This is a genomic window from Streptomyces sp. NPDC050439 (assembly GCF_040655335.1).
GTDB lineage: Bacteria > Actinomycetota > Actinomycetes > Streptomycetales > Streptomycetaceae > Streptomyces.
In genome coordinates, this window is sequence record NZ_JBFAJT010000004.1 from 81,714 (window position 1) to 103,295 (window position 21,582).

Below are 21,582 nucleotides of genomic sequence, written 5' to 3' on the forward strand. Positions count from 1 at the left end.
TCGCGGGTGACGGGGAGGAGTGGACATGAGCGGCGAGGTGCGGGGGATGACGACACGGGCTGGCGAGGGGCCTTTGCTGCTGGGAGTGAGGCATCACGGGCCGGGTTCGGCGCGTGCGGTGCGGGCCGCGCTTGAGGCGGGCGCGCCGCGTGTGGTGCTGATCGAGGGGCCGCCGGAAGCCGACGCGCTGGTGGCGCTCGCGGCGGACGAGGGGATGCGGCCGCCGGTCGCGCTGCTCGCGCATGTGGTCGACGAGCCGGGCCGGTCGGCGTTCTGGCCCCTTGCGGAGTTCTCGCCCGAGTGGGTCGCGATCAAGTGGGCCGCGGGGGCGGGGGTTCCGGTCCGGTTCATGGATCTTCCGGCGGCGCATTCGCTGGCGCGGGCCGAGGGGACGGAGGGGGCGCAGGACGCCGCGGAGGGGGAGCCGGGCGAACCCGGGGCCGCGGGGGACGCGGACGTCGACGCGGTGCGGATCGATCCGCTGGCGGTGCTCGCCGAGACCGCCGGGTACGACGATCCGGAGCGGTGGTGGGAGGACGTCGTCGAACACCGGCACGGGGGCGGTGACGTGTTCGCTCCGTTCGACGCGCTGGGCGAGGCCATGGCGGCGCTGCGCGAGGAGTACGGGACGGGCGGGCACGACCGGGACCTGGTGCGCGAGGCGTTCATGCGCATTCAAGTGCGTGCGGCGCAGCGGGAGTTCGGGGCGGATGAGGTCGCGGTCGTGTGCGGGGCCTGGCATGTGCCTGCGCTGCGGCAGAAGGTGCCGGTCGCGGCCGACCGGGCGCTGCTCAAGGGGCTGCCGAAGGTGAAGGTCGACATGACCTGGGTGCCCTGGACGCACCGCCGCCTCTCCCGGGCCAGCGGGTACGGGGCGGGGATCGCGTCGCCGGGTTGGTACGGGCATCTGTTCGGCGCGCCCGACCGGCCCGTCGAGCGGTGGCTGACCAAGGTCGCGCGGCTCCTCCGGGACGAGGACAGGATGGTGTCGTCCGCGCATGTCATCGAGGCGGTGCGGCTCGCGGACACGCTCGCGGTGATGCGGGGGCGTCCGCTGCCGGGGCTCACCGAGACGACGGACGCGATCCGGGCGGTGATGTGCGAGGGGTCGGACGTGCCGCTCTCCCTCGTGCACGACAAGCTCGTCGTCGGGGATGTCCTGGGGGAGGTGCCGGACTCCGCGCCGGCGGTGCCGTTGCAGCGGGATCTCACGCGGCTCCAGCGAAAGCTCCGGCTCAAGCCCGAGGCGCTGGAACGGGAGTTGGAGCTCGACCTGCGCAAGGACACGGACGCGGCGCGCAGCAGGCTGCTGCATCGCCTGCGGCTGCTCGGGATCGGCTGGGGCGAGCCCGTGGAGTCGCGGGGGAGCACGGGGACGTTCCGGGAGACGTGGCGGCTGCGGTGGGAGCCGGAGCTTTCCGTGCGGGTGGCGGAGGCGGGGGTCTGGGGGACGACCGTGATGGCGGCGGCCACCGCGCGGGCCGAGTCCGATGCCGTCGGGGCCGGGGCGCTGTCCGATGTCACGGCGCTGGCCGAGCGGTGTCTGCTGGCCGAGTTGCCGGACGCGTTGCCGGTGGTGATGCGGGTCCTCGCGGACCGGGCGGCGCTGGATGCGGATGTCGGGCATCTGGCGCAGGCGTTGCCCGCGTTGGTGCGGTCACTCCGGTACGGGGATGTGCGGGGCACCGACACCGTTGCCCTCGGTGAGGTGGCCGTGGGCCTGGCCGAGCGGGTGTTCGTAGGGCTGCCGCCCGCGTGCGCGGGGCTCGACGGGGACGCGGCGCTCGAGATGCGGGGGCATGTGGACGCGGTTCACCAGGCGGTGGGCTTGCTGGGGGAGCTGGGGGAGCTGGGGGAGCGGCCGTCCCCGCCGGGGGCCGGTATGCGGGGGCGGTGGTACTCCGTGCTGCGGGTGCTGGGGGAGCGGGACAGCGTTGCGGGGGTGGTGCGTGGGCGGTGCGTGCGAATCCTGACGGACAGCGGCGAGTTGGCCGAGGACGAGACCGCCCGTTTCATGGGGCTCGCCCTGTCACGGGGCACGGAACCCGCCGAAGCCGCGGCCTGGATCGAGGGTTTCGTAGGGGGCGGCTCGGGTGGCGGCATGCTGCTCGTGCACGACGAACGGCTGCTCGGGCTGGTCGACGACTGGCTGACCGGTGTCCCCGACCGCGCCTTCACCGACGTACTCCCACTGTTGAGGCGCACCTTCTCGGCGTACGAACCGGGAGTACGGCGGACGTTGGGCGAACTGGTGCGGCGCGGGCCGTCTGGGAGCGGCGCCGCGACCGTCGCCGGCGGGATACCTGGCTTCGGGGCGGAGCTGGACGGGGAGCGGGCGGACGCGGTGCTGCCGGTGCTGAGCCTGCTGCTGGGGGTTGGGATCGGAGTCGGGGACGGGGTCGGCGCCGAGAGTGGGCCTGAGGGCGGACGTGGGGCCAATGACGGCAACGATCTTGTGAGGGTGAGCCGATGACGCGGGACGTCGCTCGGGGCAGGTCGGAGGGTGCTGAGGCAATGGCGGGTGGCGGGGCGGGAGATGCGGGGGCTCGAAGGGAGGGAGATGCGGTGGCTGGGGGTGCGCAGGCCGGGGCAGTTCGGGGTGTGCGGGCTTCCGTGGCTCAGGGTGGGCAGGCCGGGGCAGTTCGGGGTGTGCAGGTTTCCGTAGCTCAGGGTGGGCAGGCCGGGGCAGTTCGAGGTGTGCAGGCTTCCGTAGCTCAGGGTGGGCGTGCTGCGGTGGCTCGGGGTGTGGAGGCTGCGGTGGTGCAGGAGGGTGTGCGGGCTGCGGGGGTTCAGGGTGGGTCTGCTGGGGTGGGTCAGGGGGCGCGTGTCGGCGTGGTGCGGGGTGACTCGGGGGCGGATGTGGGTGGACAGGGTGGGGACGCTGCCGGGGAGCGGATGCGGCGGTGGCGGCTTGTTCTGGGTGGGGGGGAAGGTGAGGGGACCGGGTGTGAGCTTGTCGGGCGGGATGCGGCGATGGACGGGGCGCTTGGTGCGTTGTACGGGGGAGAGGGCAGGGACGGAGGGAAGAAGGAGCGGTCGCGGGACCGGTCGGCGGGGCTGGGGGCTTCCGCGCCGTCCGTGTCGCGTTGGCTCGGGGACATCCGGAAGTACTTCCCCACGTCCGTCGTCCAGGTGATGCAGCGCGACGCCATCGAGCGGCTCGGTCTGTCGACGCTGCTCCTGGAGCCCGAGATGCTGGAGGCCGTGGAAGCCGACGTACACCTGGTGGGGACCCTTCTCTCCCTCAACAAGGCCATGCCGGAGACCACCAAGGAGACCGCGCGGGCCGTCGTGCGCAAGGTGGTCGAGGACCTCGAGAAGCGGCTCGCCACGCGCACCCGCGCCACCCTCACCGGCGCACTGGACCGCAGCGCCCGGGTCAGCAGACCGCGCCACCACGACATCGACTGGAACCGCACCATCGCGGCCAACCTCAAGAACTACCTGCCGGAGCACAAGACGATCGTCCCCGAACGCCTCATCGGGTACGGGCGGGCGGCGCAGTCCGTGAAGAAGGAGGTCATCCTCTGCATCGACCAGTCGGGCTCGATGGCCGCGTCCGTCGTCTACGCCTCGGTGTTCGGCGCCGTGCTCGGTTCGATGCGGTCGCTCAACACGCGGCTCGTCGTCTTCGACACGAACGTCGTCGACCTGACCGACCAGCTCGACGATCCGGTGGACGTGCTGTTCGGCACGCAGTTGGGGGGCGGTACCGACATCAACCGGGCGCTCGCGTACTGCCAGTCGCAGATCACCCGGCCCGCCGACACCATCGTCGTCCTCATCAGCGACCTCTACGAAGGAGGCATACGCGACGAGATGCTGAAGCGGGTCGCGGCGATGAAGGCGTCCGGCGTGCAGTTCGTGACGCTGCTCGCGCTCTCCGACGAGGGGACACCCGCGTACGACCGTGAACACGCGGCAGCGCTCTCGGCGTTGGACGCACCGGCCTTCGCCTGCACCCCCGACCTCTTCCCGGAGGTGATGGCAGCGGCGATCGAGAAGCGTCCTCTGCCCATACCGGACATGAATACGCATCGGTAACAGGGGGCTTGCGCGGGGGCGGGCGGCCCGTGCGAGGATCGGCGGGCTTCACTCCCGGAGCGAGCGTCGTGCTTCGCGCCCGGTCGGACCAGCAGCCGGGTACCCCGGCCCAGCAGAGGAACCTTCTCGTCTTGACTCCCGCAGCAGTCGTTCTGCCCGATGCCGCTGTGCGCGTGACGCGCGCCGTGGCCGGGCGGCGTGCGCTGCAAGTGGTGCTGTTGCTGGCTGGGTTGCTCGCGCTGGGATTGATCTGCGGCGAGCGTGCGCAGGCGGCGGACGGTGTGCCGGCTCCGGAACGTGTGGAGTCGGTACGGTCCGCCGAACCGGTGCCGTCTGCGGCATCGGCGCGATCTGCGGAACCGGTGCGGGAGCGGGTGGCCGAGGTTGCGCGGGACGGGCGTGAAGTCGTGCGTCGTGCTGCGGTCGAGCCCGTCGTGAAGCCCGTCGTGGAGCCTGTGGTCGATGCCGCCGAGCCCGTGGTGCGGGCCGCCGCGCGAGGTGTTGCGCGGCCGGTCGCGCCGGTCGCGCCGGACGTGGGCGGGGTCACCGGAGTCGTCGAGGGTGCGCGGCAGCGGGTCCTCCCCGAAGCTCCCGGCTTCCCCGGAGCACCCGGTCTTCCCGGCCTCCCCGGCGTGCCTGAGCTGCCGCAGACCGGCCCCGGTGAAGACTGCGGTGCCGAGCCCCACGCACCGCACGGCGGGCAGGGCGAGGCGGCTTCCGCGAAGCACGGGACGCGGGGCGAGTCCTCGTACGGAACGGGTGCCCGCGCCCGCAGTCTCAGCCCCGCCCTCCCCCTCCCCTTCGCCGGTACCGGCGAGGCGTACCTGGCCGGTCAGCAGGTGAGTGGCGCCGATTCGGGTGACGTGAACCGCACCGGGCAGGAGCCGTTCCCGTCCGTGCCCGGTGATCCCGCGCGGACGCTGGGCGGGCAGTCGGCCGGTGACGGCAGTTCGACGCGGCACGGTGATCCGTGTGCCGCCTCGTCCGACAGCCGTGCGCCGGTGCGGTTTCTGCGGGGCGTCGAAGCGGCTCAGGTTTCCGCGCCGGTCCTCGAACGACACCGGGACATTCCCGAATTCCCTGGCTAGGGCAGCCCTTTCCCCGCGAAGACCTGCCGCGCGGGGGTGGCAAAGGTCTGCCCGCCGACCGGACGTACTTACGTACGCCTCCAGGTCGGATTCATCGCCAGAATTCGAAGGATCTGAAGCACGCATGAACAAGAACATTCGCCGTTCCATCGTCATAGCCGCCGGTGTCACGGGTGCCTGGGCACTCGGTTCCGCCGTGGCCAGCGCGGACGAGCTGCCGCAGCACTCCGTCGCCCTGCCGGACAACGCTTCCGACGCGGTCGACGCGGTCGACGCGGTCGACGACGTCAAGGCCGAGGCGGAGTCCACCGTCGCCGAAGCGAAGCCCGCCACTCCCAAGGCCGCAGAGCAGATCAAGGCCCCCGAGCAGCTCAAGACCCCCGAGGTCAGCACGCCGGACGTCAGCACGCCGGACGTCAGCACGCCGGACGTCCGTACCCCCGAAGACTCCGTCGACTACCTCTTCGGTCCGCTCTCCGTCTTTGCCCCGGAGGTCGAAGCCGCCGCGACCAAGGCCCCCGCGACCGCCGCCCCGATCGTCGACGAGACCGCCGCGGCCGTGCTGCCGCCGGTCGCCGCCACCGCCGTCGACGGTGTCGTGCCGGTCGCCGGGCAGGCGGTCGGGGACGCCGGTTACCTGGCGCAGGGCGTGGTCGGCGACGTCCAGCCGTTCGCCGGTGGGATCGTCGGCGAGGTCCCGCCGTTCGCGCAGGGTGTCGTCGGCGACGACGTGCGGCCCTTCGCGGGCGGCGTCGTCGACTCGGTCTCGCCGCTCGTGCGGACCGTCACCGACCAGGTGCGGCCGGTCGTGCAGGGCGTCGGCGGCAGCGCGGGCGAGCTCGCGTACGGCGTCACGGGCGACGTCCAGCCGTTCGCAGGCGGGGTCGTCGGCCAGGTCTCGCCGTTCGCGCGGGACCTGACGGGCACTGTCGCCCCCGACGTGCGGACCCTCGCCGGGAACGCCGTCTCCGGCGTCCAGGGCGTGGCCGGCTCGGTCACCCCGGATTACCTGCCGACGTACGAGCAGGCGTACAACGCCACGACCAACGCCACGACCAACGCCACGACCAACGCCACGACGTACGCCGTCTGACACCACCAGAACAGAGCTGTACCAGCCGTAACAGCAGCAAACGGGCGGCCCCTGTCACCTCAGGGGCCGCCCGCTCCGTCCCCTGGCCCGTGATCTGTGACAGTCATCACCGCCCAAATGTGATCTGCGATTTAGGGACCTACGGCCCACGGCGATAACCTGCGAGACGGACATGCCGCGTACCGGACTCCGTCCTACGCCTCCCTTGTGACAGCGCAGTCACGTTGCCCTCCGCGGCACGCCCACGCAGACAGCTGACCACAAAGCAGCGAGATCGCAGCGAGATCACGGAAAAGGGACGGACGCGCGTGGACCTGTTCGAGTACCAGGCGAGGGACCTCTTCGCCAAGCACGGTGTACCGGTGCTGGCCGGTGAAGTCATCGACACGCCTGAGGCGGCGCGCGAGGCCACCGAGAAGCTGGGCGGCAAGTCGGTCGTCAAGGCACAGGTGAAGGTCGGTGGCCGCGGCAAGGCCGGCGGCGTGAAGCTGGCCGACAACCCGGAAGAGGCCGTCGCTCGCGCGACGGACATCCTCGGGATGGACATCAAGGGCCACACGGTCCACAAGGTGATGATCGCCGAGCTGTCCCCGGAGATCGAGGCGGAGTACTACGTCTCGTACCTCCTCGACCGCACCAACCGCACCTTCCTCGCCATGGCGTCGGTGCAGGGCGGCATGGACATCGAGGAGGTCGCGGAGAAGACCCCCGAGGCCCTCGCGAAGGTCCCGGTCAACGCCGTCGAGGGCGTGAACATCGAGAAGGCCCGCGAGATCGTGGCCCAGGCGAAGTTCCCGGCCGAGGTGGCCGAGGGCGTCGCCGAGGCGATGGTGACCCTGTGGGACACCTTCGTCGCCGAGGACGCGCTCCTCGTCGAGGTCAACCCCCTCGTCAAGACCAAGGACGGCCGCATCCTGGCCCTGGACGGCAAGGTCTCGCTCGACGAGAACGCCGACTTCCGCCAGGCCGACCACGAGGCACTCGAGGACAAGGACGCAGCCAACCCGCTCGAGGCTGCCGCCAAGGCCAAGAACCTCAACTACGTCAAGCTCGACGGCGAGGTCGGCATCATCGGTAACGGTGCCGGTCTGGTCATGTCGACGCTGGACGTCGTCGCGTACGCCGGTGAGAACCACGGCGGCGTGAAGCCGGCCAACTTCCTCGACATCGGTGGCGGCGCCTCCGCCGAGGTCATGGCGAACGGCCTGGAGATCATCCTGGGCGACTCGGACGTCAAGTCCGTCTTCGTCAACGTCTTCGGTGGCATCACCGCGTGCGACGAGGTCGCCAACGGCATCGTGCAGGCCCTCGAACTGCTCGCCTCAAAGGGCGAGAAGGTCGAGAAGCCGCTGGTCGTGCGCCTCGACGGCAACAACGCGGAGCTGGGTCGCAAGATCCTGAGCGACGCCAACCACCCGCTCGTGCAGCGCGTGGACACCATGGACGGCGCGGCCGACAAGGCCGCCGAGCTCGCGGCTGCGAAGTAAGGGAAGAGGTTAAGACACCACCATGGCTATCTTCCTCAACAAGGACAGCAAGGTCATCGTCCAGGGCATGACCGGTGCCACGGGCATGAAGCACACCAAGCTCATGCTGGGTGACGGCACCAACATCGTCGGCGGCGTGAACCCGCGCAAGGCGGGCACGAAGGTCGACTTCGACGGCACCGAGGTACCGGTCTTCGGTTCGGTCAAGGAGGCCATGGAGGCCACGGGCGCCAACGTGTCCGTCCTCTTCGTGCCGCCGGCCTTCTCCAAGGCCGCCGTCGTCGAGGCGATCGACGCCGAGATCCCCCTCGCGGTCGTCATCACCGAGGGCATCGCCGTCCACGACTCCGCCGCCTTCTGGGCGTACGCGAAGTCGAAGGGCAACAAGACCCGCATCATCGGCCCGAACTGCCCCGGTCTCATCACCCCGGGTCAGTCGAACGCCGGCATCATCCCGGGCGACATCACGAAGCCGGGCCGCATCGGTCTGGTCTCGAAGTCCGGCACGCTGACGTACCAGATGATGTACGAGCTCCGTGACATCGGCTTCTCGTCCGCCGTCGGCATCGGTGGCGACCCCGTCATCGGCACGACGCACATCGACGCCCTCGAGGCGTTCGAGGCCGACCCCGACACCGACCTGATCGTCATGATCGGTGAGATCGGCGGTGACGCCGAGGAGCGTGCGGCGGACTACATCAAGGCCAACGTGACGAAGCCGGTCGTCGGTTACGTCGCCGGCTTCACCGCGCCCGAGGGCAAGACCATGGGCCACGCCGGTGCCATCGTCTCCGGTTCCTCCGGTACGGCTGCTGCCAAGAAGGAAGCGCTTGAGGCTGCCGGTGTGAAGGTGGGCAAGACGCCTACCGAGACGGCGAAGCTTGCGCGGGCCATTCTGGCCGGCTGAAGCTTGGGCTGAGCTTTTGAAGGTGGGCCCGCATCTCCCTTGTGTGAGATGCGGGCCCACCTTCTTTTGTCTGTCTGCGGGCCGGCCGTGGCTGGCGTCGCGCAGTTCCCCGCGCCCCTGAAAAGCCTGCGCAGTTCCTCGCGCCCCTGAAAGATTGCGCCGTTCCCCGCGCCCCCAACTGGCTGCGCTGGTCCCCGCGCCCCCAACAGGCTGCGCCGTTCCCCGCGCCCCCTGTCGGGCGTCCTTCATCTTGCCTGGGGTGTCAGTCTTTCTGGGCCGCTTGACAGGTCCTCGCGGAGTTTCTTGTGGAGGAGTTGGTCCGCGTAGGTCAGGTGGGCGGGGCCCATGTGTGGGGGGATGCCGCTGATGGCCTTGCCCGGGGTCTGGGGTGGTTCGTAGTGCGTGGGGGCCGATCTCAGGGTGAGGGCCGTCGCGCCGACGATCAGGGCGGTGAAGGCGATCGCCGCGCGGGTCCAGAAGCGGGCGCGGTGCTCGCTGCCGGTGCGTACCCGGGCCGCGTTCGGCGGCCGCAGTTTCTCCGCGCCGCACAGTTCGCCGAGGCGCTGGTGCAGGGCTTCGGGGTCCGACGCCTGGTCGGGGAGCCTCTCGGCGATCGCCTCGCGCGCGTTCAGCAGCCGGTTGGCCGCCGCGGGCGTGCTCGCCTCCGTCTCGGCCGCGGTCTCCGGCAGGTCGAGGCCCACGCCGTCGTAGAGCAGAAGGGTGCGGCGCTGCGCGGGCGGCAGGCTCATCAGCACTTTGAGGAAGGCGCGGTCGGCCGCCTCCGCGGGCGGGGCGTCGGGGTGCCGGTGGGTGGGGCGCAGGCGGTGCCAGGGGGACATCGCGTACTCGTACGCCGCCGCGCGCACCCAGCCCGCCGGATCGCGGTCCACGGCGACCTCGGGCCAGCGCTGCCAGGCGAGCTGGAAGGCGCGTTCCACCGATTCCTGGGCGAGGGTGCGGCGGCCGGTGAGGAGGTAGGTCTGGCGTACGAGGCCGGGGGCGCAGGTCACGCAGAGCGTGTCGAAGGCTTCGGCGGGGGTGGTGGCTCCCGTGGGGGGCCTGGAGGGATCGGGCTCGGCCTCGGGCGTAGGTGCGGGCGGTGTTCGCACCACCGGTTCCGGCCGGGTGTGGCCGTTCATCGCCGCGCCCACCGGGATGCGCGCGGGGGACTTGCCGTCCTTGGCGTCGATGGCGGGGGGCGCGTCCCGGGCCCAGCTGGGGCGCCGTGCGGAACGCTCGCCCGCACGCTCGCTCGTGACGGTCTGCTCGTTCGCGAGCTCGGCGAGCAGCTTCGCGTAGATGTCACGCTTGCGGCCGCGCGGCTTCGAGCGGCCCGCCTCCCAGGAGCGGACCGTCTCCCGGGTGACGCCCACCCGGGCGGCGATCTCGGCCTGGCTCAGGGACTTCGCCTCGCGCAGACGTCGGCGTTCCTTGGGGGACGGCAACGGTGTGGCAGGGCTCTGGGTCATGTCGGACTCTCCGCGCCGTGGGCCGTGGGCGTTCGTGCGGCGGGCAGCCGGGCGCGGCCGGTCCGTCGTACGAAAAAGTACATAAACGTATCTTGTGCGACACATCGGGTATTCGCCTGTTACAGGGAGAAAGCGCGTGTCGTTGGGAGCATGGCCGGTGTGACTCACCTCACCGACCGCAGCTCACCGCTGCCGCCCCTCAAGTCGCTCGTCGAACGGTTCCGGGACCGCTCACCCGGACTGGCGACGTGCCTGTTCGGCGGTGCTGTCGCGGCCGGGCTCGGCCTGGGCTCGTGTGCCGTCCTGGTGATGGTCCTCTGGATCAGCTCGCCCTATCCCGACAGCGGGCCCGACGGAGCGCTGCATGTCGCTGCCGCGGTGTGGCTGATCGCCCACGGCACGGAGCTGATCCGCACGGACACGGTCTCCGGGGCCCCTGCGCCGGTCGGCGTCACGCCCCTGCTCCTGATGGTGCTGCCGGGCTGGCTCGCACACCGTGCCGCGCGGGACGCGGCGGACCCCGAGGAGCGCGGCATGGCGCCGCGGACCGCGTGGGTCGGGGTGGTCGGCGGCTATCTGCTGGTCGGCGCCGCCGCGACGCTGTACGCGGCCGGGGGCGAGCTGCGGCCGTCGTGGCCGAGCGCTGTGCTGCACCTGCCGATGGTCGTGACCTGCGCTGCGGCGGTGGGGGTGTGGACCGCGGTGGGGCGGCCCCGGCAGCCGCTGCCGGGTGTGGTGCGGGGCGGTCTGCGCGCGCTGCCCGCGGCGGTACGTCCCTTCCTCGTACGCCGGCACGTCCGCGCCGTCACGCGGGCCGCGTCGGCCGGGACGGCGGTGCTCGTCGGCGGGGGAGCGCTCCTGGTGGCGGTGTCGCTCGTGCTGCACGGCGGCCTGGCGAGGGCGTCGTTCGCGCAGGTCACGGATGTGTGGTCGGGGCGTCTGGCGGTGCTGCTGCTCGCCGTGGCGCTGGTGCCGAACGCGGCGGTGTGGGGCGCGGCGTACGGCCTCGGGCCCGGCTTCGCGCTCGGCACGGGGAGTGTGGCGGGGCCGCTGGCCGTGAGCCCGGCCCCGATGCTGCCGGAGTTCCCGCTGCTCGCGGCGTTGCCCGCGCAGGGGCCCGGTACGCCGTTGACGTGGGCGGCGGGCGCGGTGCCGGTGGCCGGGGGGCTCGCCCTCGCGTGGTTCACGGCGAAGGCGGCGGCGCCTGTCCCCGGCGAGCGGGGCGAGGCGTGGACCCGGAGCCGGACGGCGCTGGTCGCCGTGGCGGCGGCGGCGCTGTGCGGGGTGTTCATGGCGGGACTCGCGGCGCTGGCGGGCGGCCCGATGGGGGTGGCCGTCCTGGCCGAGTTCGGTCCGGTGTGGTGGCAGACGGGGGCGGCGACGCTGGGGTGGGCGGCGGTGGTGGGTGTGCCGTTCGCGTTGGCGGTACGGTCCTGGCGCCTGCGGACGCGCAGGGCTACGCCTCGCCTGCCGTGGCTCCGGTTGCCGAAGCTGCGGGTCCCTCAGCTGCGGCTGCGGGCTCCTCGTCTGCGGCTGCCTCGCCTTCCCCGCCGCCGCCGGGAGCCGCAGCCTCCGGAGCCCTCGCCCGCACCGGATGCGTTCGAGCCGTTCGAGCCGTACGACTTCCTGCCGCAGGCGCCGATGCCTGCGGCGGGGTCGGACCTGGTGGAGGACTGGCACGACGACGCGTCGCGCGAGGCGCGGTGGGCGGCCCTGCGGGATGCCGGCGGGGAGAGACCGCCGGGGGCTTGAGGGGGCGGGTGGTCCGTTGCCCCTGCGGGGCGGGCAGCCCGGGCCGTGGGGCGTCACCCTGCTGCTGCGCTCGCCGACAAGCCGCCGCTTCGCGGCACAAGCTTTCCCGCCCACCCACCCGTTACCCGGGGGGCAATCGGGTGGGTGGGCGGGAAGATTCGCCGCGAAGCGGCGCTCAGGGCGCGCGGCTGCTTGGGAGGGTGGGAAAGATCCGCCGCGAAGCGGCGCTCAGGGCGCGCGGCGCAAAGCTGGGAGAGGTCGTCCGCCCGGGCCCCCGGCCAGGCTCAGTCCCGCTCCCCCAGCAGTGGCCGTAGCTGCTCCGGCAGGAGGTCATTGCACTCCTGCTTCGACTGGCTCGTCAGGGCGTCGTTCACGCAGGTGTAGTAGTCCCGGTACACCATCTGTGCCGCGAACGTCGCCGCCACCATCGCAAGCGCGAGCGACGCCGTCACCAGGCCGCTGACCGCCGCCGTGGTCTGCGGCTTCGTGCCGGCGGGATCGGCCGCCGGCTGCTGCGGGGCCGGTGCCGTCGGATCCGGCTGCTTCGGCTTCGACCGCAGCGAGCTGATGCCCCAGTGCAGCGCGAGCGCGCCCAGGAGCAGGGCCACGTACCGCCAGCCGAAGAGGGCGAAGAAGAAGGCCCACATGCCGGAGAGCAGGGCGTACCGAGCGCGGCGCTGGGCCGGGTCGGTCGGGTCCCAGCGCATGCCGGAGCCGGGCCCGGAGCCTCCGTCGGGACCCTGGCCGCCGCCCTCCTTGCCGGGGCGCTCGCCGAAGCCGCCGCCCTGGGAGCGGCCGGGCTGACGGTCGCTCCACTGGCTGCCCCAGGGGGAACGGCCCTTGTCGTCGGGGCTGTCGCCGCCGTTGCCGGGGCGGGGCCGCCACGGCTGGTCCGGGGTTCCCTCCGGCGGCGGCGCGAAGGGATTGTCGTCCTTCGAGGACCCGGAGCCGCCCGAGCCGCCCGAGCCGCCCGCGGAATCGGACCCTCCGGAGTCCTGGGAGTCCTGCGGCGGGGACGACGGGCGGCCGTCGCGCAGCAGCGTCGAGCCGCGCCCCCCTGCGTGCGTCAGTCCGAACGCGAGGGACAGCGGAAGGCGGAGGCTACGGTCCGGCATCAGGTGTGCGTCTTCCCCTTGGTCGAGCGAGCTTCTGGACGGCGTGACGTCATGTGACGTCTTGGTGCAGACGCTACCTTCCGGCCGCGCCCCCGTCCCGTGAGGGGCCGCACCGTGTGCCGGTATCGTTGCTGACGGTCGGCCGCTTCGTAGAGTTCCCCGTATCGGAAGATGCGAAGCCTTTGTACGACCCTACAAAGACGCACCTCCCCAGAAAGGGCCCCGCTGTGGCCAAGAGCCCTGTGGCCAAGCGCCTGGTCGTGCTGGTCTCCGGATCAGGCACGAATCTGCAGGCTCTGCTCGACAAGATCGCGACGGACGGGACGGCCGGCTACGGCGCCGAGATCGTCGCCGTCGGCGCCGACCGCGACGGCATCGCGGGGCTCGAACGCGCCGAGCAGGCCGGGATTCCCACCTTCGTCTGCCGGGTGAAGGACCACGCGACCCGCGACGAGTGGGACGCGGCGCTGGCCGAGGCGACCGCCTCGTACGCGCCCGATCTGGTCGTGTCGGCCGGGTTCATGAAGATCGTGGGGAAGCAATTCCTCGCTCTGTTCGGCGGCCGGTTCGTCAACACGCACCCCGCCCTGCTGCCCAGCTTCCCGGGAGCCCACGGCGTACGCGACGCGCTCGCGTACGGCGCGAAGGTCACGGGATGCACCGTCCACTTCGTCGACGACGGCGTCGACACCGGCCCGATCATCGCCCAGGGCGTGGTCCCGGTCGGGGATGAGGACGACGAGAGCGCTCTGCACGAGCGCATCAAGGAAGTCGAGCGAAGGCTGCTCGTCGATGTCGTGGGGCGTCTGGCCCGTAACGGCTACCGCATTGAGGGACGAAAGGTACTTATCCCGTGACCGCCGAAGGTACGCACGGTTCGCAGCGCCCCATCAAGCGCGCGCTCATCAGCGTCTATGACAAGACCGGGCTCGAGGAGCTCGCGCGCGGGCTGCACGAGGCCGGCGTCGAGCTCGTCTCGACCGGTTCGACCGCCGCGAAGATCGCCGCCACCGGGGTGCCCGTCACCAAGGTCGAGGAGCTCACCGGCTTCCCCGAGTGCCTGGACGGCCGGGTCAAGACGCTGCACCCGCGCGTGCACGCCGGGATCCTCGCCGACCTGCGCCTGGAGGACCACCAGCGTCAGCTCGCCGACCTCGGCATCGAGCCGTTCCAGCTGGTCGTCGTGAACCTCTACCCCTTCAAGGCGACCGTCGCGTCCGGCGCCACGCCCGACGAGTGCGTGGAGCAGATCGACATCGGCGGCCCCTCGATGGTCCGCGCCGCCGCCAAGAACCACCCCTCGGTGTCGGTCATCACGAGCCCCGACCGGTACACCGACGTGCTCGCCGCCGTCCGTGACGGCGGTTTCGACCTGACCGCGCGCAAGCGCCTGGCCGCCGAAGCGTTCCGCCACACCGCCGAGTACGACCTCGCGGTCGCCTCGTGGTTCGCGGACGACTACGCGTCGGACGGCACGGACTTCCCCGAGTTCCTCGGCAGTGCGTACGCCCGCAAGAACGTCCTGCGTTACGGCGAGAACCCGCACCAGGGTGCCGCTCTCTACGTCGACGGCAATGGCGGCCTCGCCGAGGCCGAGCAGCTGCACGGCAAGGAGATGTCGTACAACAACTACACGGACACGGACGCCGCGCGCCGTGCCGCGTACGACCACGACGACCCCTGCGTCGCGATCATCAAGCACGCCAACCCGTGCGGCATCGCGATCGGCGCGAACGTCGCCGAGGCGCACCGCAAGGCGCACGCCTGCGACCCGCTCTCCGCGTTCGGCGGCGTGATCGCCGTCAACCGTCCGGTCTCCAAGGAGATGGCCGAGCAGGTCGCCGACATCTTCACCGAGGTCATCGTCGCGCCGGAGTTCGAGGACGGCGCGCTCGAAGTCCTCACCAAGAAGAAGAACATCCGCGTCCTGCGCGCCCACCAGGCCCCGTCCAACACGGTCGAGGTCAAGCAGATCGACGGCGGCGCGCTGCTCCAGGTCACCGACCGCCTCCAGGCCGACGGCGACAACCCCGCCAACTGGACGCTCGCCACGGGTGACGCCCTCAACGCGGGCGAGCTCGCCGAGCTCGCCTTCGCCTGGAAGGCATCGCGCGCGGTGAAGTCCAACGCGATCCTGCTCGCCAAGGACGGCGCCTCGGTCGGCGTCGGCATGGGTCAGGTCAACCGCGTCGACTCCGCGAAGCTCGCCGTCGAGCGGGCGGGCGAGGAGCGCGCGCACGGTGCGTACGCCGCGTCGGACGCGTTCTTCCCGTTCCCCGACGGCCTGGAGATCCTGACCGCCGCGGGCGTCAAGGCCGTGGTGCAGCCGGGCGGTTCGGTCCGCGACGAGCTGGTCGTCGAGGCCGCGAAGAAGGCGGGCGTGACGATGTACTTCACGGGTACGCGCCACTTCTTCCACTGATCAACCGCTGCTCCGCACGGTGGCCGCGCCCTTCCCCCAAGGCCGCGGCCACCGCCGTCTCACAGGCGCCCCCCTGCCGTGCCGCCCCCCTTGACGGCACGTGCCCACCATGACGGCGCTCGGGGCGGGGCGGTACCTAGGACTTCTGAGGGTCGGCGGGCACGGCTCGGCGGGCGGTGTAGACACTTCCGAAGGCGCCGCTGGCCAGGGGCTTCCGCACGGTCCAGGGGCCGACGCGGTAACCCTTCGGTACGTCGACGGCGTAGGCCCCGTCACTCATCGGCCGTCGCCGTGGGGCGGGATCAGGACGCCGAGGTCTTCTTCGCGTACGAGGTCGAAGCGCAGTGCGAGCGAGACCAGTGACTCCTTCTTGCCGTTGAGGCGCGGTCCTGAATCCGCCGTGTCGGGGCCGGGTTTGAGGCGGAGCTTGACCGCGAGGTAGTCGATGTTCCACTGCACGGCGGCGCGGTTCGCCGACGGCCAGCCGGGCCTGAGGCGCTCCACGACCTGCTCGACGGTGGGCAGCGGGGCATGCGGGGCGCCGCGCAGGCGGGGCTCGCACAGGGCGGCGAGGACGGCGAAGTACCGCTTGGTGCGGTCGACGGAGAAGGCGGGCCGGGTGGTGGCCCCGACGAGCCCCGCGCGGTCCCGGTCACGCAGGTAGTCGTGGCGCGGCGCCCACACCTCCAGGTGCAGCAGCTCGCCCGCCGCGGGCAGCACGATCCTGGAGAACTCGAAGGGGACGGGGGCGTCCAGTCGGCCCGGGCCGACCTTGATGTGCTCGCCGGCGCCTTCGGGGTTCTCCACCACGTACGTCTGGCGGGCGCTGAGGTTGCTCAGTATCCAGAAGGCGCCGTGCGCGGTGATCTCGCCGGCGGCGCGGGAGACGCCCTCGTGGTCGATGGGCAGGTCGTTGGCCTCGGCGGATCTGCCGAAGGTGAGCCTTTCGCCCGGGGCGAGGCGGAGTTGGGCCTCGCCCGCTGCCTGCTGTTCCGCTGTCCGTGGCGGCACGACGATGATGCTGTACAAGGCCTGTCCCCCTCACGCCCGACGTGGTCAGCGTAGGGCGATAACCCACGGGCCGTGCCCCCCTCGACAGGGTGAGCACGGCCCGTGGGTGTGGATCGCGTGTGGTGCGCGGTGGTTTCTCGCCTCAGTAGCGGGGGCGGTTGAACCACGCGGTGCCGCTCGGCACGACCGGGGCGATCGTGATGATGACGGCGAAGGTGACCCAGATCAGCGGGCCGATGATGGCGGTCGCGAGACCGGAGTCGAGGCCGACGAAGAGGGCGATCAGACCGACGATGCCGCCGAGCGCGCCGTAGACGACCGTGGTGATCCGGACACCCTGGCCGCCGCGGCTGAACTTCACGCCGAGCATGATCGAGAGCACCGCGAGGCCGCCGGCGATCAGCGCGCCGATGATCGCGATACCGGCCACGGCGTCCCCTGCTTCACCCATGCCGCTGAGGCCCAGGTCCTCGCCGCTGTCGCCGGCGTCGCTGGCGATCGCACCCACGTAGAGGTAGATGATCGCGAAGAGGATCTGCACGGCCGAGATCAGGAACAGGAAGACGCGCGCGGTGACCAGGAGCCCCGGCATCGACTGCTGCATCATGTTGCCGCCCGGGTAGCCGGGGTACGCCGGCTGCTGCGGGTAGCCGTAACCCTGCTGCGGCGGGACGCCGGGCGGGGCCTGGGGGTAGCCGTATCCGGGAGCGGCCGGGGGCTGCTGGGGCGGCTGCCCGTAAGGGTTGTTCGGGTCGCCGTAACTCATGGCGGTCTTCCTCCGTCGGGTAGTGCGGGGACGACGCGGCACATCACGGAGGAAAGTTCTACAGATGCGGTCCGTCCCCCCGACACTGCCCGCGGCACTGTGCCGCATATCGTTCTTTAGGCCAGGCTTATTTGTCCAGCCGCATTCCCTATGCGTTGTGCAAGTGCAACAGAGCTGGTCAGGTCTCGGGACACAGCTGAGACACAGTCGGCCCGCGTGGGCGACCTGATTGGTACCGGGCGGGTCTCATCCGGGAAGATGGGGTCATGACCGCCCAGATTCTCGATGGCAAGGCCACCGCAGCCGCGATCAAGTCCGAACTGACCGCCCGCGTGGCGGCCCTGAAGGAGAGGGGCTTCACGCCCGGCCTCGGGACTGTCCTGGTCGGTGACGACCCGGGCAGCCAGAAGTACGTCGCCGGGAAGCACCGCGACTGTGCGCAGGTCGGCATCGCCTCCATCCAGCGCGAGCTGCCCGCGACCGCGACGCAGGAGGAGATCGAGGCCGTCGTCCGCGAACTCAACGAAGACCCGGAGTGCACCGGCTACATCGTGCAGCTCCCGCTCCCCAAGGGCATCGACGAGAACCGCGTCCTGGAGCTGATGGACCCGGACAAGGACGCCGACGGCCTGCACCCGATGAACCTCGGCCGCCTCGTCCTGAACGAGCCCGCGCCGCTGCCCTGCACGCCCAACGGCGTGATCACGCTGCTCCGCCAGCACGGCGTCGAGATCAACGGCGCCGAGGTCGTGGTCGTCGGCCGCGGTGTCACGATCGGCCGCTCCATGCCGCTCCTGCTCACCCGCCGCTCGGAGAACGCGACGGTGACGCAGTGCCACACCGGCACGCGCGACCTGGCCTTCCACCTCCAGAAGGCCGACATCATCGTGGCCGCGGCGGGTGTGCCGCACCTGATCAAGCCCGAGGACGTGAAGCCGGGCGCCGCGATCCTGGACGTCGGCGTCTCGCGTGACGAGACCGGCAAGATCGTCGGCGACGTGCACCCGGGCGTGCGCGAGGTCGCCGGGTGGATCTCGCCGAACCCCGGCGGTGTCGGTCCGATGACCCGTGCCCAGCTGCTCGTCAACGTCGTCGAGGCGGCCGAGCGCGCCGCGACCGCCACTTCCGCTGCCGCGAGCTGAACCGGGAAGGGGTGAGCCCATGAGCGCCGAACCTGAGCAAGGGGCGTCACCGGCCGATGTCACGGAGGCCGACGTCACGGAGGCCGAGGCCGTGGAGGACACCGAGGCCAAGGGTGCCGTCAGCGCCCCCGGTCCCGAAGGGCCGAGGAAGACCACGCGGCGCTTTCCGCTCCTGACCCGCGACACCGCGCGGCCCGAGGGCGGCGGCCGGGCCGCGGGCGGCGATGCCCCCGCGCCCGCCCGGCAGTGGCCGCTGCTCACCGTGCTCTCGATGGTGGGACTCGGGCTGCTGCTCACGGCCTTCGACGTGTTCCGCGTCGGCACGATACTGATCGGCCTCGCGCTGGTCACGGGTGCCGTCATGCGGTGGGCGCTGCCCGGCGTCGGCATGCTGGCGGTGCGGTCGCGCTTCACGGACATGGTCACGTACGGGGCGCTCGGCGTCGTCATCGTGCTCCTCGCGCTGATGGCCCAGCCGAACCCGTGGCTCCAGCTCCCGTTCCTGGGCGACGCGCTGCATCGGACGATCGACACCTAGGGGTGGACGGCACGCGGACGTGACGGTGGCCCGTCCTCTCCCCCGGAGGAGGACGGGCCACCGTCGTGTCGCGGCGAGGATCAGCCGCAGGCCGAGGCGGAGGTGTAGGACGCCGCCTTGAAGCCGACCCTGGTGCTCACCTGGATGTAGTGGGCGCCGCCGCCCTTGGTGCGCTTGATCCAGAAGTCGTGCTTGGTGCCGTCGTACTTGTGGATCTCGAAGTTGCCCTCGTAGTGGCTGAAGCTCAGCTTGCTGTCGTTCTTGCCGAACGTGTTCTTCCCGACGATGCCGTCGTCCGGCAGGTTGCGGGCGCGCTGCCACTTCTGGGTCGCGGTCTTCGTGCCGCTGCCGAACCAGCAGTCCACGCCGGAGTACGCGAGGTTGCCGTCCGCCCACAGGACGGCCTGCCACAGGGCGGTGGCGTTGCTGTGCGCGTGCGACGTCGTGCTCAGCAGGCCCTCGTCGCCCCAGTCGTCGTTGATGGATCCCTGCCCCGAGACGTAGCCGGAGCCGGCGTCGGCCGATGCCGGGGTCGTGCCGAGAGCGACGCCGCCGCCGAGGGCGGCGATGACTGCGGCCGTGGCGGCCTTCTTGCGCAATGACATGGGTCTGTCCCCTTCCCGGGGCGGGGCCCGGGTCCCCCCGTTGGGTCCCCCGTCGAGCCCTCCCCGAACTGCCGGGTGCCGATGGTCGGTCGGTGCCCGTGGTGCTCGTCCAAGAAGCTACGGGGGTGGGGCAGGGGAGTCGTCCCGTGTCGGGTTGAGGTTCGGGCACGCCCGGCGCGGTACCGCCGCGGTTCCTGCAACTCTCGCGGTACCGCCGTAGTTTGACGTTGCGGTGCCTGCACCGGGGCTACGCTGCGGCGATGCGGATCCGCCCCCTCGTCGCCGATACGTCGATCGCGGTCGCCCTGACCACGGTCGCCGTACTCCTCGGGCAGGAGTCGGCGCGGCAGGGGTGGCCCGAACTCGACGCGTGGGGTTACCTGTTGGTGGCCCTGGTCAACGTGCCGATCGCCGCCAGGAGCAAAGCACCGCTCACCGTCCTCCTGGCCGTCCACCTGGCATGGATCGTGTACGTCACCGCCGGCTACTGGCCCGTGGTGAACACCTTCGGCCCCATGCTCGCCGTCTACACGGTCGCCGCCCTGAGACCTCCGCGCACCTCCCTGCCCTGCGCGGCCCTGATGAGCGCCGTGTGGATCTACTCGGGCATGGTGAGCGAAGGCGCGGCCATGGCCTCCGTGGTCGGGCAGGCCATCGGTTTCCCCGTGGTGATCTGGCGGTTCGGGCACGTCGCGCGCCGGTCCGCCGAACTGGCCCGGCAGCTGAAGCGCGAGCAGGACGAGCGGGCGCGGCGCGAGGTCGCCGAGGAACGCGGGCGCATAGCAAGGGAGTTGCACGACGTCGTCGCCCACCACATGTCGGTGATATCCGTGCAGGCGGGCCTCGCGAAGTTCGTCTTCGCCTCGGACCCGGCCACCGCCCACGCCGCGCTCTCCACCATCTCCGGCACCAGCGGCGAGGCCCTTGAGGAGCTGCGCCGCATGCTGCGGGTGCTGCGTGCGCGGGAGGAGGACGACGGCGCGCCCGACGCCCCGATGCCGGGCCTCGCGCGGCTCGGCGAGATGGTCGAGCGGGTACGGGCCGGGGGAGTCGACGTGGAGCTGCGCGTGGAGGGGACCCCGCGGCAACTCGCCCCCGGGGTCGAACTCTGCGCGTACCGCGTGGTCCAGGAGGCGCTGACCAACGTACTGAAGCACGCGCACGGCGCCGGAACGGTGGTCGAACTCCGCTACCGGCCCCACCACGTGACGGTTTCGGTCACCAATGACGGGGAGGGGGTGATTCCGGACAGAGTGGGCACAGGAAGCGGCCATGGGTTGATTGGGATGCGGGAGCGGGCCAAGCTCTACGGCGGGACGATCAGCATCGGCCCGCGGAGCGAGGGAGGGTTCGCCGTGCGACTGACCCTGCCGACCTCCGCGCAGGCCGCACCGCAGGGGGACGGCGCGACGTAGATGACCAGGGTGCTCGTGGTCGACGACCAGTTCCTCATCCGGGCCGGGTTGGTGGGGCTGCTGCGTGCCGCGCCCGGCATCGAGGTCGTCGGCGAGGCGGGTGACGGGGCGGAAGCCGTCGCGCTCGCCGCGACGACACGGCCCGACGTGATCCTGATGGACATCCGCATGCCCGGCATGAGCGGCATCGTGGCCACCGAGAAGATCCTCGCCGAGGCGCCCGAACCGCCGCCGCGCGTCCTGGTGCTGACCACGTTCGACCTCGACGAGTACGTGTACGGGGCGCTGCGGGCCGGAGCTTCGGGCTTCCTGCTCAAGGACTCCGGGCCCGAACGCCTGCTCGCCGCGGTGGCGGCCGTGGGCGGCGGCGACGCGCTCTTCGCGCCCAGCGTGACCTGCCGGCTCGTCGAGGCCTTCGCCCGGCAGGCCGGGTCCGCGTCCGACGACTGCGCCGAGCCGCCGCCGGACCTGCGGGCGCTGACCCTGCGCGAGGTCGAGGTCCTGAAGCTGATCGCCACGGGTCTGTCCAACGCGGACATCGCCGACCGCCTCTACATCAGCGAGGCCACCGTCAAGACCCACCTCAACCGGACGATGTCCAAACTCGACCTGGACAGCAGGGCGCAGGCGGTGGTGGTGGCGTACGAGACGGGCCTCGTCACGCCGGGCGGCGGCGGTCGCTGAAGGGCCTCCGCGACTTCGAAAAGGGGACGGCGCCCGTCCTCACC

Annotated in this window: 19 protein-coding genes; 13 read left to right on the top strand and 6 right to left on the bottom strand. The window is 71.6% G+C overall.

Going from position 1 to position 21,582, the window contains the following annotated elements; all coding sequences use genetic code 11:
• The first annotated feature begins 46 nt into the window (after positions 1-46).
• The 6 genes from AB0I66_RS17710 to sucD all read left to right on the top strand — a co-directional run bounded on the left by AB0I66_RS17710 (position 47) and on the right by sucD (position 8,619).
• The gene (locus AB0I66_RS17710) at positions 47-2,473 is read left to right on the top strand and encodes a DUF5682 family protein (protein ID WP_363208785.1); all 2,427 of its coding nucleotides are present in this window, start codon (positions 47-49) and stop codon (positions 2,471-2,473) included.
• Positions 2,474-2,895: 422 nt separating this feature from the next.
• On the top strand, positions 2,896-4,044 hold the full coding sequence (locus AB0I66_RS17715) for a VWA domain-containing protein (protein ID WP_363209373.1): 1,149 nt from the start codon (positions 2,896-2,898) through the stop codon (positions 4,042-4,044).
• Positions 4,045-4,175: 131 nt separating this feature from the next.
• The gene (locus AB0I66_RS17720; RefSeq protein ID WP_363208786.1) at positions 4,176-5,132 is read left to right on the top strand and encodes a hypothetical protein; all 957 of its coding nucleotides are present in this window, start codon (positions 4,176-4,178) and stop codon (positions 5,130-5,132) included.
• A 124-nt stretch (positions 5,133-5,256) separates the two neighbouring features.
• Entirely contained in the window at positions 5,257-6,225 is a 969-nt protein-coding gene (locus AB0I66_RS17725) for a hypothetical protein (RefSeq protein ID WP_363208787.1), read from the top strand.
• Between the two features lie 308 nt (positions 6,226-6,533).
• Positions 6,534-7,712, top strand: coding sequence for an ADP-forming succinate--CoA ligase subunit beta (gene sucC, locus AB0I66_RS17730; RefSeq protein WP_363208788.1), 1,179 nt, complete (start codon positions 6,534-6,536; stop codon positions 7,710-7,712).
• A gap of 22 nt (positions 7,713-7,734) precedes the next feature.
• Entirely contained in the window at positions 7,735-8,619 is an 885-nt protein-coding gene (sucD, locus tag AB0I66_RS17735; protein ID WP_160506736.1) for a succinate--CoA ligase subunit alpha, read from the top strand.
• A gap of 245 nt (positions 8,620-8,864) precedes the next feature.
• Here the strand turns inward: sucD and AB0I66_RS17740 are convergent, their stop codons facing one another.
• Positions 8,865-10,088, bottom strand: coding sequence for a helix-turn-helix domain-containing protein (locus AB0I66_RS17740; protein WP_363208789.1), 1,224 nt, complete (start codon positions 10,086-10,088; stop codon positions 8,865-8,867).
• A 150-nt stretch (positions 10,089-10,238) separates the two neighbouring features.
• On the opposite strand from AB0I66_RS17740, the gene AB0I66_RS17745 reads away from it, so the two are divergent.
• The gene (locus tag AB0I66_RS17745) at positions 10,239-11,840 is read left to right on the top strand and encodes a DUF6350 family protein (RefSeq protein WP_363208790.1); all 1,602 of its coding nucleotides are present in this window, start codon (positions 10,239-10,241) and stop codon (positions 11,838-11,840) included.
• A gap of 284 nt (positions 11,841-12,124) precedes the next feature.
• Here AB0I66_RS17745 and AB0I66_RS17750 read toward each other — a convergent pair whose 3' ends face one another.
• Positions 12,125-12,955: a hypothetical protein gene (locus AB0I66_RS17750; RefSeq protein ID WP_363208791.1), complete on the bottom strand. Its 831-nt coding sequence runs from the start codon at positions 12,953-12,955 to the stop codon at positions 12,125-12,127.
• Between the two features lie 227 nt (positions 12,956-13,182).
• Here AB0I66_RS17750 and purN point away from each other — a divergent pair, with 227 nt between their 5' ends.
• Both purN and purH read left to right on the top strand, forming a co-directional pair.
• The gene (gene purN, locus AB0I66_RS17755; protein WP_363208792.1) at positions 13,183-13,812 is read left to right on the top strand and encodes a phosphoribosylglycinamide formyltransferase; all 630 of its coding nucleotides are present in this window, start codon (positions 13,183-13,185) and stop codon (positions 13,810-13,812) included.
• On the top strand, positions 13,809-15,377 hold the full coding sequence (purH, locus tag AB0I66_RS17760; protein WP_363208793.1) for a bifunctional phosphoribosylaminoimidazolecarboxamide formyltransferase/IMP cyclohydrolase: 1,569 nt from the start codon (positions 13,809-13,811) through the stop codon (positions 15,375-15,377). Before purN ends, purH begins: the two co-directional genes overlap by 4 nt.
• Before the next feature lie 136 nt (positions 15,378-15,513).
• Here the strand turns inward: purH and AB0I66_RS17765 are convergent, their stop codons facing one another.
• The 3 genes from AB0I66_RS17765 to AB0I66_RS17775 form a co-directional block, all read right to left on the bottom strand.
• Complete coding sequence (locus AB0I66_RS17765; protein WP_363209423.1) at positions 15,514-15,657, bottom strand: hypothetical protein; 144 nt, start codon at positions 15,655-15,657, stop codon at positions 15,514-15,516.
• Positions 15,654-16,406: an FHA domain-containing protein gene (locus AB0I66_RS17770; protein WP_363208794.1), complete on the bottom strand. Its 753-nt coding sequence runs from the start codon at positions 16,404-16,406 to the stop codon at positions 15,654-15,656. Before AB0I66_RS17770 ends, AB0I66_RS17765 begins: the two co-directional genes overlap by 4 nt.
• A gap of 124 nt (positions 16,407-16,530) precedes the next feature.
• A complete protein-coding gene (locus AB0I66_RS17775; protein WP_363208795.1) occupies positions 16,531-17,154 on the bottom strand; it encodes a hypothetical protein in 624 nt (207 codons plus the stop codon).
• Positions 17,155-17,420: 266 nt separating this feature from the next.
• Between AB0I66_RS17775 and AB0I66_RS17780 the strand changes: the two genes are divergently transcribed.
• Together AB0I66_RS17780 and AB0I66_RS17785 are read left to right on the top strand one after the other, a co-directional pair.
• Positions 17,421-18,296 carry a bifunctional methylenetetrahydrofolate dehydrogenase/methenyltetrahydrofolate cyclohydrolase gene (locus tag AB0I66_RS17780; RefSeq protein WP_363208796.1) on the top strand — a complete coding sequence of 292 codons (876 nt, stop codon included), beginning with the start codon at positions 17,421-17,423 and terminating at the stop codon, positions 18,294-18,296.
• A 19-nt stretch (positions 18,297-18,315) separates the two neighbouring features.
• Positions 18,316-18,834, top strand: a complete 519-nt coding sequence (locus tag AB0I66_RS17785; RefSeq protein ID WP_363208797.1) for a DUF3017 domain-containing protein — start codon at positions 18,316-18,318, stop codon at positions 18,832-18,834.
• 80 nt (positions 18,835-18,914) lie between these two features.
• On the opposite strand, the gene AB0I66_RS17790 is transcribed toward AB0I66_RS17785, so the two are convergent.
• Positions 18,915-19,439, bottom strand: coding sequence for a peptidoglycan-binding domain-containing protein (locus AB0I66_RS17790; RefSeq protein ID WP_363208798.1), 525 nt, complete (start codon positions 19,437-19,439; stop codon positions 18,915-18,917).
• A gap of 260 nt (positions 19,440-19,699) precedes the next feature.
• Here AB0I66_RS17790 and AB0I66_RS17795 point away from each other — a divergent pair, with 260 nt between their 5' ends.
• Positions 19,700-20,854, top strand: coding sequence for a sensor histidine kinase (locus AB0I66_RS17795; RefSeq protein ID WP_363208799.1), 1,155 nt, complete (start codon positions 19,700-19,702; stop codon positions 20,852-20,854).
• Positions 20,855-21,538: a response regulator transcription factor gene (locus AB0I66_RS17800; protein ID WP_363208800.1), complete on the top strand. Its 684-nt coding sequence runs from the start codon at positions 20,855-20,857 to the stop codon at positions 21,536-21,538. It abuts the gene before it with no gap.
• Positions 21,539-21,582 lie beyond the last annotated feature (44 nt).